Below are 18,482 nucleotides of genomic sequence, written 5' to 3' on the forward strand. Positions count from 1 at the left end.
TTAATTTATACAACTGCCGTGTAAAATTGGGGATTAGGCACTGTTTTACAAGGGCAAAGCCGGTTTTTTTAAAAGACTTTAAAAAACTGCCTTGTAATTGAAGAACTTGGAAATACCTTTAATCCAGGCATTTAACAGGAACAGCCAGGCAATCGCAGTAAAGACGACGCCTAGAACTGTACAGGCTGTAACCCAAAGTTCGCTGTCCCAGTAAAAGAAAATCAGCGGAATAAACCATAGCGCTGCAAAAACTGTCATTCCCAAAAACAGCACTATATTTCGCATAATCCATAAGGCATGGGAATTAAGCCAGACTTCTGCATGATCGACACCAGCAACTTTGCGCGCCAGAATATAGGCAATGACTGCGGTAATGACACTAAATAATGCCAGAAACATGAAAACATACGAGATCGCAATATAACGGCGATGCTGTGCGAGTGTATCTTGCCTCATGGATTCTCTGACCTCATTCATTGCATGCATCAGTTATTTTTATGCAATGAAATTTGCTGTGTTATTTTGTGTAAAAGATAAGGTGCTACTATATTGAAGTTTTCAATATTTCGCACCTCATATTCAGCAAAAATTACTGCATATTTACGGTTTTTTCACCTTAAACCATGCTGCATATAAAGCTGGCAGGAAAAATAGTGTTAACAGCGTCGCAATAATTAGTCCACCCATAATCGCTACTGCCATCGGACCGAAAAAAATACTGCGTGATAGGGGGATCATGGCCAGAACCGCCGCCAAGGCCGTCAGAATAATAGGACGGAAACGCCGAACCGTCGCATCAATAATGGCATTCCAGCGATCATGACCGGCCTGTATATCCTGCTCGATCTGGTCAATCAGGATCAGAGAGTTACGCATAATCATGCCGGACAGGGCAATCGTGCCCAGCATGGCCACAAAACCGAAAGGTTTGTTAAACAGCAACAAAAAGATGACTACACCAATCAGGCCAAGAGGTGCGGTCAGAAATACTATCAATGCCCGCGAGATACTCTTGAGCTGTAACATCAGTAAAGTCATGACCACAGCCAGAAATAGCGGCATTCCTGCATTTACTGAACTTTGGCCACGTGCCGACTCTTCCACTGTCCCGCCAACTTCAATCAGGTAACCAGGCGGTAACTCGGTACGTAACTGCTCGATCTGTCCAGCCATTTCATTCACGACTGTTGCAGGTTGCTGCTGACTGCGTATGTCTGCCCGGACTGTAATGGTCGGTAAACGGTTACGATGCCAGATCAATCCCTCTTCAAAGCTGTAATCAATCTGGGCAATCTGGGCCAAAGGAATAGTACCCCCTTGACTGGTCGGTACGGCCAGGCTGGCCAATGAACCGACATCCACCCGTTCTGCCTGGTCTCCTCTTAGACGGATCTCAATCAGTTCACGTTTTTCCCGGTACTGGTCAATAGCCGCCCCGCTGATGGAACTGTTCAGGAATCTGGCCAGATCAGCACTGCTAATTCCCATCTGGCGAGCGCGGTCCTGATCAATATTTAAAATAATGGTCTTGCTGGGCTCACCCCAATCCAGATGTACATTGGTAGTATTTGGATTTTTACCAATGACCTGCGCTACACGCTGTGCCCACTGACGGACTAAGCTTAAATCCTCACCTGAAACCCGGTACTGAATCGGATATCCGACCGGAGGCCCATTTTCCAGTAATGACACCCGGGTACGAACTTCCGGTAAAAGTTTACGGATCTGCTGGTCCAGTGAGCGACGGATTTCATCCCGGTCATCCAGAGAAGAAGCCAGTACAACAAACTGGGCAAAGCTGGCTTGAGGTAACTGCTGGTCCAAAGGCAGATAAAATCGTGGTGAACCGGTTCCGACATAGGCTACAAAATTATCAATACCCTCTTGTGTGGAGAGGAATCTCTCGACCTTTTTGACAGCATTTTCAGTAGCAGTAAGCGAGGCACCTTCTTCAAGTTTTAAATCAACCAGAATTTCAGCACGGTTAGATGGTGGAAAGAACTGCTGTGGCACCAGTTTAAACATGAGGATTGACAGTATAAATAATCCCACTGTACTGATGATGACGGTCTTACGATAAGTTACACAGGTATTGACGAGTTTTCTGAACCGTTGATAAAAACCGCTCTGATAGGGATCATGAACTTCATCCAATATATGTACCGGTCTGACCGGCTCTGGTTCAGGGCGTTTGCGCAGCCGCGCCCAGAGACGCTGGTACCACGGTGCCCGAACCGGTAACTGATTAAAATCAGGTAAAAACTTCTCACCTAAGTAAGGAACAAACAACACTGCTGCGAACCAGGAAACAATCAGGGCAATTGTGACTACCTGAAAAATAGAACGGGTATATTCACCAGTACTTGAAGCAGCTGTGGCAATTGGTAGAAAACCGGCAGCAGTAATCAGTGTTCCGGTCAGCATTGGAAAAGCTGTACTGTTCCATGCAAAACCAGCAGCTTTTATACGGCTGTAGCCCTGCTCCATTTTAATAGCCATCATTTCGACAGCAATAATGGCATCATCTACCAGCAGACCTAAAGCCAGAATCAGGGCACCAAGTGAAATCTTGTGTAGGCCGACATCAAACAGGTTCATTCCGGCAAATGTCATCGCCAGCACAAGCGGTATAGAAAAAGCCACCACCAGACCAGTGCGAAAGCCCAGAGAAAAAAAGCTGACCAGCAGAACAATAATAACTGCTTCGGCCAGTACTTTCATAAACTCGTTAACACTACGTTTCACTGCAACTGGCTGGTCAGATACTTTTTGCAGTTGCATACCCAGCGGCAAGGTTTTCTGTAACTTAGCAAAGGTATTTTCCAGATTTTTTCCCAGCGCCAGAATATCTCCACCCTTACGCATGGAAACGGCTATTCCAATTCCATTTTCACCCATAAAGCGCATCCGCGGCTGGGCCGGTTCACTAAAGCCGCGGTAAACCTCTGCCACATCAGATAACTGGATAGTCTGCCCGCCGACCAGTAACGGCATCTGTTTTAATTCGTCTACACTTTGAATCTGTCCGCTCACCCGTAGCTGGATACGATCAGTTCTGGTTTCAAAGAATCCGGCATTAGCAACACTATTTTGCTGTTGCAGGGCCTGCTGGATGGCAGTCACCGGGATACCCAGCTGTGCCGCCTTGGTATTAGAAATTTCAACCCAGATTTTCTGGTCCTGCAGTCCGATCAGCTCAACTTTACCGACGTCCTTGACCCGCTGTAACTGTAACTGCAAACGGTCGGCATATTCTTTTAAAATGGCATAGTCAAAATCTTTTCCGGTCAGTACATAGATATTGCCAAAGGTATCTCCAAACTCGTCATTAAAAAATGGCCCCTGTACACCTTGAGGTAATTGATGGCGAATATCACTGACTTTTTTACGCACGTTGTACCAGACATCGGGAATCTGGTTTGATTTGAGCGAGTCCTTGGCAATAAAGGTAACCATTGACTCGCCCGGCCGGGAATAAGCCATGATGCGTTCATATTGTCCGGTGGTCATCAGCTCTTTTTCAATACGGTCAGTAACCTGCAAGGAAACTTCTCTGGCTGTTGCTCCCGGCCAGTAAGTTTGTACCACCATAACCTTAAAGGTAAATGGCGGGTCTTCACTTTGTGCCAGTTTGGAATAAGAATAAATGCCGACAATACCCAGCAATATCATCAAATAAAGTACTAATCCTTTATGACGCAGTGCCCATTCCGACAGGTTAAACTTCATGGTTGTGCTCCTGCTGCAAGCTTCACCGGACGATTATTACGGTCTACCGGATGAATTCTCTGCTTGTCATGCAACAGGTGTACTCCTCCAATTACTACCCAGTCCCCAGCTTTGAGACCGGAAAGTACGGGCACAGAGTCCCGGCCATAGGCTCCGAGCTGAACTGGTACTTTATGTATACGCTGATCCGGCTGAAGAACCCAAATATAAGGCTGTTTTTCATGGGCAGATACGCTAGATAAAGGCACACTCAGGACATTCGGCTGACTATAGTCAAAAAATACCCGTGCGCTTTGCCCGAGCTGAATGACAGATGGCCCTTCACGTAACGCAACTTTAACCTTGAAGGTACGTGACTCATCTGCTGCAGGTGAGATTTCCCGAACATAAGCAGCTAATCTGGCTTGTGGCTGTGACCAAAGGGTGACCCAGGCAGTCTGACCAACTTTTATAGCGCTGGTAGTCTGCTCAGGTATGCCGATAACTACGTCCCGGTCGTCATCAATTGCCAGTTGATATGCTGCCTGCCCGGCTGCTACCACTTGCCCAACCTCAATATTACGTTCGGTAATCACGCCCGCTCGATTAGTCTGCAGCTGGTTATAGCGGGTCTGGTTGGTACTGACCTGATAATTGGACTGGGCCTGACGATAGGCGGACTCAGCCGATTTATACTGGTTTTCAACCGCGTCATACTGGGAACGGCTGACTGCATTCATCGGCAGCAGCTGTCTAAAGCGCTGTAATTCATCGGCCGCTATTTTTAAAGCAGCTTGAGCACTTTCCAGCTGAGCCCTGGCAGCATTACTTTGTAGTTGTGCATCACTCACATCCAGCCGGGCCAAGACCTGCCCTGCCCGGACTCGATCCCCTACCTCCGCCAGCCGGGCAGTAACCTGCCCGCCAACCCGAAAAGCCAGTGCTGTCTGCTGGCGGGCCTGAACCTCGCCGGCATAACTTTTCTGTTCATGATGCGTAGTCAAGGGCTGTGCGACCATTACATAAGGAATTTCTTCAGTTTGGGGAGCTTCCCGGCTACACCCCCCTAAAGTCAGGTAACACATAAAAATCAGGCTCACCAGGGCGGATTTGGTTAAACTCATGCAAATTGCTCTTATTTCAGATTTATTTTTAAGGCAGAATAATGATCGCTATACTAAATTGTTTATTTTTTAATTAATATACCGCGCGGTACATAAATTAAAATATTTTTAATTCTTCTTTTATTTAAAGTTTCTGGATAATGGTGTGCAAATAACAGCAGGTCGTCCTAAAGATTTGGAAAAACGAGCCCGGATCCTGGCTGCAGCCAAGTGTATGTTTTTAAAACAGGGCTATCACGGCTCCAGTATGAACCAGATTGCATCTGAAGCCGGTGTAACCAAGCTGACGGTCTATAATCATTTTCAGGACAAGGCCACTTTATTTACCTGTGCCATTGAAGAAAGTTGCGAGGAAGCGATACCGGCCCGCCAGTTCAGTCTGCATGCACAAAGTCATTTTGCTAAAGAGCTGTATCAGGTCTGTAGCCGGGTATTACATCTAATTTACCTGCCAGAAGCGCTCAAGCTTGAATATATCCTGCTACAGCTGGCAGCCGAGCAGAGTCCTCTGGTAGAACAGTTTTTTAAGGCTTCGCATCAGCGCCTGACCAATAGCCTGACAGATTTCTTCCGCCAGGCTATTGAGTTGAGCTTTATTCAGCCAGCTGCCCCGGTCATGTATACCGAGCTATTACTTTCCCTGTTATTGGGTATCCGACATCAGCATGTATTACTTGGTATGCAGCCGGTCCCAGATCAGCAAGAACGTGACTGCATGATTCAGCAGTCCATTGAGCTGTTTTTATTACGCTATCAGGTTCGCTCATCTCCACCTTGAACCAGACTTCTACTCTATTTTAAAAAATTTAACTGTATTGCCTGTTATTTTTTGCACAAAAGATCAGGAATTCAAATTCTCTGTCTTGGCAAGTCACATAATCGCGGTATAGTCAAAAAGATATAAGGAAAACAGCCTCAGGAGAAAGGTGATGATTCAACAAATTGATGCCCCGTTACGTGAAGATGTCCGTTTGCTCGGTAATCTTCTGGGTGAAACCCTCAAACTGCATGCGGGACAGGATTTGTTTAATCAGATTGAACAGATTCGTGCTTTAGCTAAAGGTGCGCGTGACGGACAAAAAGAAGCAGAAAAACAGCTCGAAGAACTATTTTCAACATTAAAAGATGAAGAAATTCTGCCCCTGACCCGGGCTTTTTCCCATTTTCTGAACTTTGCCAATATTGCCGAGCAATATCATCTGGTCCGCAGCCGGAGACAGCATGAATTCGATGAAAATGCTCCTTCTCCAAACCCGCTTGATCACCTGTTTCAGAAATTTAAACAAAAAGATATCAGTGCTGATGCGCTCTACCAGCAAGTTTGTGAACTCAAGATCGAGCTGGTACTGACCGCACATCCTACAGAAGTCAGCCGCCGTACCCTGATTCAGAAATATGACGGAATCAACCAGTGCCTGTCGCGTCTGGACCAGCAAAAACTGACCCCTCATGAACGTCAGAGTGTGCTGGATGAAATGAAGCAGCTGATCTGTTCAGCCTGGCAAACCGATGAAATCCGCCAGCATCGTCCAACCCCGATTGATGAGGCAAAATGGGGTTTTACCACTATTGAACAAACCCTGTGGAATGCTGTACCTAAATTTATTCATGAACTGGATCAGCTGGTACTCGAGCATTGTGGCCGACCTCTGCCGCTCGAAGTTGCACCTATTCGCTTTGCTTCATGGATGGGCGGCGACCGGGACGGGAATCCGAATGTAACCCATCAGGTTACACAGGAAGTTTTATGGCTATCACGCTGGCAGGCTGCTGATCTGTATGTACGTGATATTGAAGCCTTGCGCTGGGAACTTTCCATTCAGAACTGCTCCGAGGAAATGAGCGAAGCGTTGGGATATACCCATCCTGAACCCTACCGGGAATATCTGCGTCAAACACGCGAACGTTTACGCGCTACCCGTCACTGGCTTGCACAGAAATTACAGGGGCAAGATGCTGACGCCAGCCTTGTTATTCATAGCAAGGACGAATTACTCCAGCCTTTACTTCTCTGTTATCGCTCACTGATGGCCTGTAATCTGCCAGAAATTGCCAATGGCCGACTGCTGGATTTTATCCGTCGGGTTAACTGTTTTGGTATCGAACTCTTAAAACTGGATGTCCGTCAGGAGTCGGGCCGTCATCGCCAAGCCATCTCGGCCATTACTGAATACTTGGGTCTGGGAAATTTTGACACCTGGACAGAACAGGCACGCCAGAACTTCTTGTTGCAGGAATTACAAAGTAAACGGCCTTTACTGCCTAAACACTTCAATGAGCCGGCACAAAGTCTGATCCTGCATCCCGATGTTCAGGAAGTGTTTGCGACTATGCAGACCTTGGCCGAACAGCCAACTGAAAGCCTGGGTGCCTATATTATATCCATGGCGGAGTACCCGAGCGATGTACTGGCCGTACTACTACTGCAAAAAGAAGCAGGTATACAACGACCATTGCGTGTTGTGCCCCTGTTCGAAACCTTAAAGGATCTGGATGGTGCAGCCGCTACGATGGCGACACTGTTCAATATGCACTGGTACAGACAGCACATTCAGGGTAAGCATGAGGTAATGATCGGATATTCCGACTCCGCAAAAGATGCCGGCTTTATGTCTGCCAACTGGGCACAATACCGTGCTCAGGAAGAGCTAACTGCGGTGGCGCGGCAACATGCTGTTCAGCTGACTCTGTTTCATGGTCGTGGTGGTTCTATTAGCCGTGGTGGAGCACCAACCCAGCAGGCTTTATTCTCCCAGCCACCCGGTTCAATATCAGGGGCCATTCGGGTAACAGAACAGGGTGAAATGATTCGCTTCAAATTTGGTGTGGAAGGTATTGCCCTGCAAAATTTGGAAATTTATACCGCGGCAACGCTAGAGGCAACTTTATTGCCACCGCCAGAACCTAAAGCCGAATGGCGTGAACTGATGCATCGCATGACTGATCTTTCAGTACAGGTCTATCGCCAGACTGTACGGGAGAATCCACACTTTGTGCAATATCTGCGTACTGTAACTCCTGAGCTGGAACTGCAGATGCTGCCGCTAGGCTCACGCCCGGCCAAACGTAAAGTCAGTGGCGGTATCGAATCCCTGCGTGCTATTCCATGGGTATTTGCCTGGACCCAGATCCGGCTGATGCTCCCTGCCTGGCTGGGTACAGGTGCTGCACTAAATCAGGTACTGGATCAGGGCCAAAAAGAACTGCTGGATGAAATGTTACAGCAATGGCCTTATTTTCAGACACTGATAGACATGCTGGAAATGGTGCTCTCTAAGGCCGATGCCCATGTAGCGCTATATTATGAGGCTCATCTGACTGATGACCCTGAACTCAAAGCACTTGGACAAGAGTTGCGTCAGCGTCTGCAAGATGCTGTTCAGACTTTACTGGCACTCAAGGGCGAATCCAAGCTGCTCAGCCATAATGAAGTACTGGACCAGTCAATGCGGGTGCGTAAACCGTATCTGTTGCCCCTGCACCTGTTACAGGCCAAATTGATGAAACGCCGCCGGATCTATCTGGCTGAACAGCAACTTGAACATACACCGGTTGACCACGCCCTGATGGTCAGTATTGCGGGTATTGCCGCAGGTTTACGTAACACAGGCTAATCCATACTTTAGCGAATAGGTTTTAAATACTTAAAATCTCTGCCAGTAAATAAGATTTAATTTACTGGCAGATCAATATGTAGCTATCATCCGTTTTCCATTCCAATCAGGCTCTATTAAAAAATACTGCTTAAAACATATTATTTTTATCTCATGCAAAAATTATTTTTAAAGTCAATACTCTAAAAAATCATAAATTAATTGATTGATTTCGTAAAATTTAGCTTATTCAACCTTTTTACCGGTTGGTAAAAAAACCAAAAAACTATTGTAATTATCATCATTTAATTTTACTGGAGAGATTAATTCTCCAGAAAAGAAAGAGTATGATGTCGCCAGTTTGAATTTCAAGAGCTCATTTTATGTCCAATTGGTTTCCCAAATGGCGTCCTTATGCCGGTCACATTGACCAGCGACCCGTCTCTACCAATGAATATCTCCCTCCGGCACAAAGTGTAGTTTTAGGTATCCAGCATGCATTCGCCATGTTTGGCGCAACGGTACTTGCACCTTTACTGATGGGTTTTGATCCTAACCTGGCTATTTTGATGTCCGGGATCTGCACCATTTTATTCTTTTTAATTACAGGCGGTCGGGTACCAAGTTATCTGGGTTCAAGCTTTGCTTTCATTGGTGTAGTCGCAGCAGCAAGTGGTCATGCCATTGGTAGCGGTGTCAATCCGAACCTGGCTGTTGCTCTGGGCGGTATAGTGGCCTGTGGGGTATTTTATGCCGTCATCGGTTTCATTGTCATGCTGACTGGTACCCGCTGGATCGAGAAACTGATGCCTCCTGTGGTAACAGGCGCAGTGGTAATGATTATTGGCCTGAACCTTGCGCCAGTGACCGTCAAGAGTGTAGCAGGCAATCAGTTTGATATGTGGATGGCACTACTAACGGTACTTTCTATGGGTATGATCGCAGTCTTTACCCGTGGACTTTTGCAGCGTTTATTATTGCTGGTTGGGCTACTACTGTCTTACCTGCTTTATTTTATCATCAGTAATGTGCTGGGCTATGGTAAACCGATTGATTTTTCAGTCATCTCGAATGCAGCCTGGTTCGGACTGCCAAGTATGACCACGCCCCGGTTTGAAATGAATGCCATGCTGATTATTGCACCTGTTGCACTGATCCTGGTAGCTGAAAACCTGGGACATATCAAGGCAGTTGGGGCGATGACAGGTGAAAATCTGACCCCGCATCTAGGCAAGGCATTTGTTGCAGACGGGATTGCGACTTCACTGTCTGGCAGTGTTGGTGCTCCCGGTATGACGACTTATGGTGAAAATATTGGGGTAATGGCGATTACCCGGGTTTACTCTACCATTATTTTTGTGATTGCCGGTATCTTTGCAATTTTTCTGGGCCTTTCACCAAAATTTGGTGCAGTCATCTCTACTATTCCTACCGCTATCCTGACAGGTGCATCAATTGTAGTATTTGGCCTGATTACCATTGCCGGCGCCAAAATCTGGATTGAAAACAAGGTCGATTTTGCTAATAACAAAAATCTGGTGGTTGCTGCCGTGACTATTATTCTGGGAGCCGGTAATTTTGAGCTGGTCTTTGGCAACTTTAATCTGGGCGGTATTGGTACTGCAACCTTCGCAGCAATTTTATTGAACTGGTTTTTTAGCCTTAAAGATAAAACCTGATTTGATCTGTTGATTTCGGCAGCCTTCGGGCTGCTTTTTTTATGGGGGTTTTAGTAAGATAGTGGTACTTTCCAAGAACAGCTCAGCCATGCGCCTTGACTTATTTGATCTGCAGCTTTTTTTGAATATTGTAGACAGTGGCAGTCTGACCCGGGGTGCTGAGCGCTCAGCCATTTCCTTGCAGGCAGCCAGTGAACGTATCAAAAAACTGGAACAGCAGTTTACCGTACAGCTGTTTATCCGGCACTCTTCTGGTGTTAGTCTGACCTTAGCCGGACAAGCCTTTGCCGAGCAGGCCACATTGATGATTCAGCAAGGGCGGCATTTACAGCACAGTATGCTACCTTTCTCCAGAAATTTAAGCTGTGAAGTCGCACTCTGGTGTAACTCATCTGCACAAAGTGAGTATCTGCCACAGTTGCTACCCCAGTATCTGGTTGAAAATCCTCAGGTCAGAATCGATCTGAAAGAGGCAGAAAGTAACGATATTATTTATGCATTGGATAAGGGGACGGCGCTCCTGGGCCTGATTTCCAGTTTCTTTCAGGCCCATCAGTTACAGACACTGGAGTTCTCTGATGATCCTTTGGTACTGATCTGCCCCCTAAAGCATGAACTGAGTCATTTTAAAGAATTGGTTCTGGCCGATACGCTCACCCAGCCTTTTGTCGGATTAATGCAGCATCATTCTCTACAGCAGTCAATTGAAACCCAAGCCCAGCTTCTTGGCTGCGCTATCCAGTACCGTTTACGCCTGCCAAATTTTGCAGCCATTGCCCAGGTAGTTGCCAATGGCGTAGGAGTGGCAGTTATGCCTAAACGTGCAGCCATGCGACTAAGTGTTCATTACACCTTCCATCAGATCAAGCTGAATGGTGCTTGGGCCAATCGTAAACTCTTATTGGCCGCACGTAGTTTTGACGAGCTGCCTGTGCCATATCAGCATTTCAGCCAGTTTTTGCTGGCAAAGAAAAGTCAGCTCAGTCTGGGCTAGAGCCAGCCTAACTGGTGTAGCATCATATAACTGCCGAATAAAACCAGACCAATAAAAAACACTTTCCGGAATTTCTGCTCGCTTATCTGATAACGGATTTTAGTACCCAACCACATGCCAATAAGTGCCGGAATCAGGGCAATCATCGATAGAGTATAATCAATCGGTGTATTATCAACCGGGTTTTGATGCAGAAAAATAGCCAGACACAGTGTGGAAACGGTAAAAGCTAACCCCAAGGACTGTACCAGATCATCTTTTTTAAGCTGTAAAGACTGCAAATAAGGGACAACCGGGATGACTACTACCCCAGTTGCTACCGTCAGTGCTCCGCCCAGATATCCTATTGCTGGAGAAAGCCATTTCTCATACGGTGCCAGATTCGGCATATTTTTAGCGCACAGGCCATATAGTCCGTAAAGCGCCAACATAGCCCCTAGTAAAATTTCGCTATGAAACGCCATATCTGTTTCACCCAGGGTTGGAAAAATACTCCATATTGTCCCGGTGACTATTCCCACTAGCATCGGCCAGAAACGTCGGATCAGTCGTACCACATGGCCTTCGGCAAAAAGCTGCCAAAAGTTGGTGACCATGGAAGGTATAATCAATAAGGTGGCCGCCTGAAATGGATTGATCACCAGACTTAGCAATCCCATTGAAACTGCGGGCAGGCCCAGACCAATAGTTCCCTTGATCATTCCCGCTACTGCAAATACACCTATGACATAACCAAGCATTCAACTCATCCCTTTGGGTAGAGCGATTATTTTAAGTAAAGTCAGCAACTTCCAATATCAGGGTTTTATGGAGCAGGCCTCAACAGAAGATTGAGGCCAAATGATACAAGGGACAGAGCGGAAAAACTGTTTTAGCCGTCCATGTTATACTTCCATGCGCTTGGGCTGAGTAAAGAATACGTACCATGTTTAGTAACAAAAAAGTAATCTGTTTTGATCTCGATGGAACATTGATCGATTCAGTTGGTATCTGGAATGATATTGATGCCCACCTGATTAAAAGCTTGAGTGGCCAGAACATCTCACTGTCACAGATTCAACAGCAGCGCGACCAACAACTGAATCTGTTCAGGACTCATGCTGATCCATACCTAGAATATTGTGGTTTTTTAAAAGACAGTTATGGTTCTGCTTTATCAAAACAGGAAATCAAAACATTACGTTATACCATCTCCCAGCATTTTCTTGATCAGGTAATACGTTTAAAACCGTATGCCGAGCATTTCATAAAGGAATTACAACAGCAGAATTTTCTGCTGGCCCTCGCCACCACAACCAGTATTCATAATATCCAGCGTTATCAGCAGAATAATCCCAACATTTACCAGAAGATAGATTTTAATACCCAGTTTTCCCTCATTCTTACCCGCGAAAATGTTACGCGCATTAAACCGGACCCTGAAGTTTACCTTAAGACCTTGGCACATTTTCAGATTACAGCCAGTGAATGCCTGATTATTGAAGACTCGCTGGTCGGTGTAGAGGCAGCACATGCGGCTGGCATACAGGTCGTGGCCATATATGATGAACATTCCCAACATGAACAGGATCAAATCCGTCTTAAAGCGGACTATATAGTGCAGGACTATAAAGAATTGTTGGAGGTTCTGAACCAGCAGGCTGTCAGCTCAGTCTGGTCAAAGAAAATATAACTGATATATTACTGCTTGGAACTTACAGCTGTTTTTTATTCCAGTCGGGTTCAGGTTCTTTGATTAATCCCTCTGCTGATGCTCTGCATCATTTTCAGTTTTATACTTTTCTTCCAATACATTGTTAAAAATACTTTCAATCATCCAGACCCGGTACAGGCTGTTAAAGGTATAGCTCTGCCCATCAATCCGTAATTGCAATACTGGTAAACTAGGTTGGTGCATGTTTTCACAGTGCATATCATTCTTTTCCAGTAATGTCACAACATCCTGTTCACCAAGCTGCTCAATTCCCAGACTATGCTGTAGTTGCATAAAATGCAGTTTATACGACAAATCTTTGCCTTGCGTCCACACTGCTTTGAGTAGAGTGTACATGGTTTCAATACGCTGTTCTTCCGGCACACTATGAAATAGTCGTGCCATATTTAAAGTTGCTTCCTGAGTGGGGCGGCAAAATGGCGTAAAAGCAACTTCGGTGCGTTTTGATAGGCGGGTGGCCAGACTCCAGTCAAACCAGTCACGGCCATGGTAACTGAGTGGATAAACCTGCAACTGGATATTATAATAATCTGCCAACTCTTCTTTAATATAAGCCAGCAGTAGCCAGCTAATAGGGTCTTCAAGTGCAATATACAGATCAAGCTCCGGATGCATACTCTGAATATCTGACAACTCTTCAGCGTCACTGAGCAGATGCTCACGCCATTCGATATGATTGATCAGAAAAATCGGATTACCCGTCAGCAGTTTTTGCTGTTTAAGACGGCGGGTTAAACGCAGCAGATCATCAACTGCATGGTATTTTCGTCCACCGAACTCAAAGTAGCTGGACAAGACTGCATTATCTGTAAAGATTCGCTCCGGATAGTCATGCGGCTGTTGATGACGCTTGGCCATTGCATACAGCGTGCGCAACTTGCCATATTGCTGCTGCCAAAGCATATGAAACACATCCTCAAGCAGATACAGGAAATTACGCCCCTGTAACGGTGTATTACGAAGTATCAGTTCGGCCTGTTGCAAGGCCTCTGCAGTAGGCAGTTCCGGAGTTTCATGAAAACTAAACCGGTGCTGCTTTGCCAGAATCTGCGCATCATTAACACAATAGGCCTGCCATTCACTGGCTGTCATATTATTAGGTGGTTCAGCTGCCCGGCTTGAAATAATAATTTTGAGCGGCTTGATGTCATCACTGAGAATATTGTCGAGCTGGGTCAGCTGCTGTGCAGCCAGATAACTATAGACATCATCCAGCCGCAGATAAATACTCAGCCCCTGATCTGTAGGCAATACCGCCTGCCGGGAAGGTTTTTGATAAAACCAGCTCGATCGGATCGGATCAAACCAACGGCGTAACAGTGACATGTGAGTAGCCTCTAAAAATAAAAAACCCTTGTCTTAATACAAGGGTTTATAACAAGTCAGGACAAAATGTTCAATTACACATCCAGATTTAGATCAGTAACGGCACCCTTGTCTGCGCCTGCTGCCAGTTTAGCAAACTTGGCCAGCGCACCCGAAGTATAATTTGGTTTCGGTTTAACCCAAACGGCTTTACGAGCTGCCATTTCTTCATCTGAAATATGCAGGGTCATCTCACGGGTCTCGGCATTAATCGAAATCCGGTCACCATTTTTGACCAGACCAATCGGTCCGCCTTCATAGGCTTCCGGAGTTACATGACCAATTACAAAACCATGACTACCACCCGAGAAGCGGCCATCTGTAATCAGGGCAACTGACTGGCCCAAGCCCTTACCGATAATGGCAGAGGTTGGCTTGAGCATTTCTGGCATACCGGGTCCACCTTTTGGCCCTTCACCACGGATGACCACGACTTCGCCTTCTTGAACTTCGCCATCCAGAATACCGCGCATAGCTCCAATTTCACCTTCAAATACCCGCGCCGGGCCTTCAAAGTAAAGCCCTTCTTTACCGGTAATTTTTGCCACGGCACCCATAGGAGACAAGTTGCCCTTCAACACTACCAGATGTGAATCCTTTTTGATTGGTGCATCAAACGGCATGATAATCTGCTGACCCTCAGGATAATCTTCTACATCAGCCAAGTTTTCAGCCAGAGTTTTACCAGTTACTGTCATGCAAGAACCATCCAGCATGCCACGGTCCAGCATCCGCTTCATCAGGGGCTGAATGCCTCCGATTTTAATCAGTTCCGACATCAGGTATTTACCTGAAGGGCGTACATCAGCAACAACCGGAATATCCTTGCCAATACGTACGAAGTCATCCAGTGTCAGTTCGACACCGGTAGTATGTGCCATCGCAATCAAATGCAATACACCGTTGGTTGAACCGCCCAGAGCAATCAGAACTTTAATTGAGTTTTCAAATGCCGCCTTGGTCATGATATCGCGAGGCTTGATATCCAGACGCAACAGGTTCATTACTGCTTCGCCAGCACGCGCACAGTCGAGCTGTTTGTCACTTGATATAGCTTCTTGCGAAGATGAACCCGGCAAGCTCATGCCGAGCGCCTCAATGGCAGAGGCCATTGAATTTGCGGTATACATTCCACCGCATGATCCCGGACCAGGCAATGCCACTTCTTCAATCTGCTTGACCTGAATTGCACTGATTTCACCTTTGGCATGCTGACCTACTGCTTCAAAGACTGAAATCATATCGGTGTGACCTTCACCCGGTTGAATCGTACCACCATAAATAAACAGGCCCGGGCGGTTCAGACGAGCAAGTCCCATGATGCATCCCGGCATATTCTTGTCACAGCCACCAATTGCAATTACGCCATCATAAGCCTGACAGCCAACAACAGCTTCAATTGAGTCAGCAATAATTTCGCGGGATACCAGTGAGTATTTCATACCTTCAGTACCATTTGAGATACCGTCAGAAATAGTAATGGTATTAAAAATGATTCCTTTACCACCGGCTGTATTCACACCACTTTCTACTTCACGCGCCAGACCATCAATATGCATATTGCATGGTGTAACATTTGCCCAAGTCGAGGCAATACCAATAAATGGACGGGTAAAATCATCATCATTAAAGCCCACTGCACGCATCATGGAACGTGCCGGCGCATTTTCGATGCCCTCATAAACTGGTGCTGAATGCTCGCGTATATTTTCTTTGCTCATGAAAACTCACTCCGTGGCTTAGGCGATGGCCGTAGCTATGATCGCATCATCTGTATTTTTTAATTGTGATCATTCTATAGAAGCCTCTGTATTTCTTAAAGCTGCAAAGGCCTTTATCTCTCGAATAATCCCGAAAACTTGCATGAATAATTTTTTATTTTTATATAAAATAAAATTATAAATAAATAGTTTTAAATAAATTTTTGTTCATATATAGCAGTCAGTTTGTTCAGGTTACAGCCGGATACGCATCGCTTTTAGGCCTCCAGCCGATTATGCCTTATACTTGAAACAAATTTATAGCGGATTGCACTTGTGAGAATCATTTTTGCCGGCACCCCTGAATTTGCCGCAGTAGCTTTAAATGCATTATTAAAAACACCTCATGACATTGTGGCGGTTTATACCCAGCCAGACCGCAAGGCAGGTCGTGGCCAGAAATTGACTGCCTCAGCGGTAAAACAGCTGGCACTTGCACATGATCTGCCCGTTTTTCAGCCTCTGCATTTTAAAAGCAGTACTGAACAAGGGCTGGCCGCACAGCAGCAGCTGGCCGCACTTAATGCAGATGTAATGGTGGTGGCGGCTTATGGTCTAATTTTGCCACAAGCTGTTTTAGATACTCCTAAATATGGTTGCCTGAATATTCATGGTTCGCTGCTGCCACGCTGGCGTGGTGCTGCCCCTATTCAGCGCGCTATCGCTACAGGCGATCAGGTTACTGGTGTCACTATTATGAAAATGGCTGCCGGGCTGGATACAGGCGATATGATGCTTAAAACGCTATGTCCGATTCTGGCCAGTGATACCTCGGCAACCTTGCATGATAAACTCGCAGTACAAGGCGCTGAAGCCATCTGTACAGTGCTCGAATCTGAGCAGACCCTGCAACAGGCACTTGCTGACAGTGAAGTCCAGAATGATAGCTTGGCTGTGTATGCCCATAAGCTGAGCAAGGCTGAAGCAGAAATTGACTGGACTCAGGATGCAGTAGCTCTGGACCGCAATATCCGGGCGTTTAATCCGTGGCCGGTAGCATTTTGTCAACTAGATGACCATACTGCGCTGCGTGTCTGGGAATCACGGCTTTCAGATCAGCAAGATACTGCCGCCCAGCCAGGTGAGATTGTTGCGATCGATAAAAAAGGGGTTCATATAAAGTGCGGTCAGCACACTGTACTTTGCTTGACCAGCCTGCAATGGCCAGGCGGTAAACCGCTGAATGCTGTACAAATTAATCAAACCCAGAAACTGAAGGTTGGGCAAATCCTACAATGAGTTATATTCCCTCTCCCGGTCCAGACCTGAATTTACGTGCACAAGTGGTGCATAGTCTGCTGGCAGTACAACAGGGCCAGTCTCTATCACTGATCCTGAACCAGCAGCTAAACCAGGTGGCCGACCGTGACCGTGCCTTGTTCCATGAGTTGTTACTTGGTACTTTACGCCAATGGTTCGCCCTCAAGTCACTGGCCCTGCCATTGCTGACCAAGCCCCTGAATAATCCTGTAGTCGAAACCTGCCTGTATTTAGGGTTGTATCAGGTACTTTGCACTCGTATTGCACCACATGCTGCAATTTCGGAAACGGTCACTGCAACCAAACAGCTGGGCTTTCATCCGCTCAGCGGCGTGGTTAATGCCATTTTAAGGCGGGCCACACGGGAAACCGAGCAATTTCAGCACACCCTGAACCAGGCGCATGGTCTGCCAAGCTGGCTGTTTAAACGATTAAATAAAGACTGGCCCGAGCAGATTCAGTCACTCAGCCAGAACCTCAAGCAATCAGCCCCACTGACCCTAAGAGTAAACCAGCGTAAAATCAGTCGTGAAGCCTATCTGGAACAACTGCATAATATACAGATTCAGGCCCATGCCTGCATTGTATCAGATGTAGGAATTGTACTGGACCAGAGTATGCCTATACGTGAACTACCAGGTTATGACGAGGGCTGGTTTTCAGTACAGGATGAACATGCCCAGCTAAGTACCAGCCTTTTGCCCAATTTGAATACTAAAACGGTTATTGATGCCTGTGCAGCGCCTGGCGGGAAAACGGCGCATCTTCTAGAAAAGTACCAACCTGCGCTACTGGTTGCATTAGATCAGGACCCACAGCGTTTAAAACGAATTACAGAGAATCTGCAACGGCTTGACCTTGAAGCTGGTCATGTTCAGATTGAAGCAGGCGATGCAACACGCTGGCAGCCTGAACAGCCAGTAGACTGTATTATTTTAGATGCGCCCTGTTCGGCTATTGGGGTTCTGCGCCGGCATCCCGACATCCGGCTGTTGCGTCAGCCCTCAGACATTGCCCAGACTGTCGATCTGCAAAAACGGATTTTGCATCATATGTGGCAACAGCTTAATGTTGGCGGAACTTTGCTTTATATCACCTGCTCGATTTTAAAAGTTGAAAATGAGCAGCAAATGACCCAGTTCTTTATTGAACACAAAGATGCTGTAGAAGACAAGATCCAGGCAGATTGGGGGATTGAGCAGCTCTATGGCCGCCAGCTGCTGCCAGAACCTGGACATGGCGATGGCTTTTATTACTGTAGAATTAAGAAAGTGGCAATTTAAGC

13 protein-coding genes are annotated in these 18,482 nt (G+C 46.4%); 7 read left to right on the top strand and 6 right to left on the bottom strand.

What is annotated here, in order from left to right:
* Nucleotides 1-78 precede the first annotated feature (78 nt).
* The 3 genes from ABZP31_RS14540 to ABZP31_RS14550 all read right to left on the bottom strand — a co-directional run bounded on the left by ABZP31_RS14540 (nucleotide 79) and on the right by ABZP31_RS14550 (nucleotide 4,832).
* Entirely contained in the window at nucleotides 79-456 is a 378-nt protein-coding gene (locus tag ABZP31_RS14540; protein ID WP_005017647.1) for a hypothetical protein, read from the bottom strand.
* A gap of 144 nt (nucleotides 457-600) precedes the next feature.
* Complete coding sequence (locus tag ABZP31_RS14545) at nucleotides 601-3,729, bottom strand: efflux RND transporter permease subunit (RefSeq protein ID WP_005404689.1); 3,129 nt, start codon at nucleotides 3,727-3,729, stop codon at nucleotides 601-603.
* Nucleotides 3,726-4,832 (bottom strand): efflux RND transporter periplasmic adaptor subunit, encoded by a 1,107-nt coding sequence (locus ABZP31_RS14550; RefSeq protein WP_005404690.1) that lies wholly within the window; start codon nucleotides 4,830-4,832, stop codon nucleotides 3,726-3,728. The genes ABZP31_RS14545 and ABZP31_RS14550 overlap by 4 nt, the downstream gene beginning before the upstream one ends.
* A gap of 145 nt (nucleotides 4,833-4,977) precedes the next feature.
* Here ABZP31_RS14550 and ABZP31_RS14555 point away from each other — a divergent pair, with 145 nt between their 5' ends.
* From ABZP31_RS14555 to ABZP31_RS14570, 4 genes are all read left to right on the top strand, one after another.
* Nucleotides 4,978-5,610, top strand: a complete 633-nt coding sequence (locus ABZP31_RS14555) for a TetR/AcrR family transcriptional regulator (protein WP_005404691.1) — start codon at nucleotides 4,978-4,980, stop codon at nucleotides 5,608-5,610.
* Nucleotides 5,611-5,761: 151 nt separating this feature from the next.
* On the top strand, nucleotides 5,762-8,446 hold the full coding sequence (gene ppc / locus ABZP31_RS14560; protein ID WP_005404692.1) for a phosphoenolpyruvate carboxylase: 2,685 nt from the start codon (nucleotides 5,762-5,764) through the stop codon (nucleotides 8,444-8,446).
* A 362-nt stretch (nucleotides 8,447-8,808) separates the two neighbouring features.
* On the top strand, nucleotides 8,809-10,104 hold the full coding sequence (locus tag ABZP31_RS14565; RefSeq protein ID WP_005404693.1) for a solute carrier family 23 protein: 1,296 nt from the start codon (nucleotides 8,809-8,811) through the stop codon (nucleotides 10,102-10,104).
* Nucleotides 10,105-10,192: 88 nt separating this feature from the next.
* Entirely contained in the window at nucleotides 10,193-11,098 is a 906-nt protein-coding gene (locus ABZP31_RS14570; RefSeq protein WP_005017641.1) for a LysR substrate-binding domain-containing protein, read from the top strand.
* On the opposite strand, the gene ABZP31_RS14575 is transcribed toward ABZP31_RS14570, so the two are convergent.
* On the bottom strand, nucleotides 11,095-11,838 hold the full coding sequence (locus tag ABZP31_RS14575; protein ID WP_005023901.1) for a sulfite exporter TauE/SafE family protein: 744 nt from the start codon (nucleotides 11,836-11,838) through the stop codon (nucleotides 11,095-11,097). The genes ABZP31_RS14570 and ABZP31_RS14575 overlap by 4 nt on opposite strands.
* Nucleotides 11,839-12,023: 185 nt before the next feature.
* Here ABZP31_RS14575 and ABZP31_RS14580 point away from each other — a divergent pair, with 185 nt between their 5' ends.
* Nucleotides 12,024-12,770 (top strand): HAD family phosphatase, encoded by a 747-nt coding sequence (locus ABZP31_RS14580; RefSeq protein WP_005404694.1) that lies wholly within the window; start codon nucleotides 12,024-12,026, stop codon nucleotides 12,768-12,770.
* Between the two features lie 63 nt (nucleotides 12,771-12,833).
* On the opposite strand, the gene ABZP31_RS14585 is transcribed toward ABZP31_RS14580, so the two are convergent.
* Both ABZP31_RS14585 and ilvD read right to left on the bottom strand, forming a co-directional pair.
* The gene (locus tag ABZP31_RS14585; protein ID WP_005404695.1) at nucleotides 12,834-14,138 is read right to left on the bottom strand and encodes a hypothetical protein; all 1,305 of its coding nucleotides are present in this window, start codon (nucleotides 14,136-14,138) and stop codon (nucleotides 12,834-12,836) included.
* 74 nt (nucleotides 14,139-14,212) lie between these two features.
* Nucleotides 14,213-15,898 (bottom strand): dihydroxy-acid dehydratase, encoded by a 1,686-nt coding sequence (gene ilvD, locus ABZP31_RS14590; RefSeq protein WP_367156847.1) that lies wholly within the window; start codon nucleotides 15,896-15,898, stop codon nucleotides 14,213-14,215.
* A 315-nt stretch (nucleotides 15,899-16,213) separates the two neighbouring features.
* On the opposite strand from ilvD, the gene fmt reads away from it, so the two are divergent.
* Together fmt and rsmB are read left to right on the top strand one after the other, a co-directional pair.
* Nucleotides 16,214-17,176 carry a methionyl-tRNA formyltransferase gene (gene fmt / locus ABZP31_RS14595; protein ID WP_248135494.1) on the top strand — a complete coding sequence of 321 codons (963 nt, stop codon included), beginning with the start codon at nucleotides 16,214-16,216 and terminating at the stop codon, nucleotides 17,174-17,176.
* A complete protein-coding gene (gene rsmB / locus ABZP31_RS14600; RefSeq protein WP_248135495.1) occupies nucleotides 17,173-18,480 on the top strand; it encodes a 16S rRNA (cytosine(967)-C(5))-methyltransferase RsmB in 1,308 nt (435 codons plus the stop codon). The genes fmt and rsmB overlap by 4 nt, the downstream gene beginning before the upstream one ends.
* Nucleotides 18,481-18,482: the final 2 nt, after the last annotated feature.

This window comes from Acinetobacter sp. FL, assembly GCF_040744925.1.
In the GTDB taxonomy this organism is placed as follows: domain Bacteria; phylum Pseudomonadota; class Gammaproteobacteria; order Pseudomonadales; family Moraxellaceae; genus Acinetobacter; species Acinetobacter radioresistens.

Bases quoted from the DNA above. Each gene is read 5' to 3' on its own strand.
- ABZP31_RS14570 (WP_005017641.1), top strand. From the start codon at position 10,193: ATGCGCCTTGACTTATTTGATCTGCAGCTTTTTTTGAATATTGTAGAC.
- ABZP31_RS14540 (WP_005017647.1), bottom strand. From the start codon at position 456: ATGAGGCAAGATACACTCGCACAGCATCGCCGTTATATTGCGATCTCG.
- rsmB (WP_248135495.1), top strand. From the start codon at position 17,173: ATGAGTTATATTCCCTCTCCCGGTCCAGACCTGAATTTACGTGCACAA.
- ABZP31_RS14585 (WP_005404695.1), bottom strand. From the start codon at position 14,138: ATGTCACTGTTACGCCGTTGGTTTGATCCGATCCGATCGAGCTGGTTT.
- ABZP31_RS14575 (WP_005023901.1), bottom strand. From the start codon at position 11,838: ATGCTTGGTTATGTCATAGGTGTATTTGCAGTAGCGGGAATGATCAAG.
- ABZP31_RS14545 (WP_005404689.1), bottom strand. From the start codon at position 3,729: ATGAAGTTTAACCTGTCGGAATGGGCACTGCGTCATAAAGGATTAGTA.
- ppc (WP_005404692.1), top strand. From the start codon at position 5,762: ATGATTCAACAAATTGATGCCCCGTTACGTGAAGATGTCCGTTTGCTC.
- ABZP31_RS14550 (WP_005404690.1), bottom strand. From the start codon at position 4,832: ATGAGTTTAACCAAATCCGCCCTGGTGAGCCTGATTTTTATGTGTTAC.
- ilvD (WP_367156847.1), bottom strand. From the start codon at position 15,898: ATGAGCAAAGAAAATATACGCGAGCATTCAGCACCAGTTTATGAGGGC.
- ABZP31_RS14565 (WP_005404693.1), top strand. From the start codon at position 8,809: ATGTCCAATTGGTTTCCCAAATGGCGTCCTTATGCCGGTCACATTGAC.
- ABZP31_RS14580 (WP_005404694.1), top strand. From the start codon at position 12,024: ATGTTTAGTAACAAAAAAGTAATCTGTTTTGATCTCGATGGAACATTG.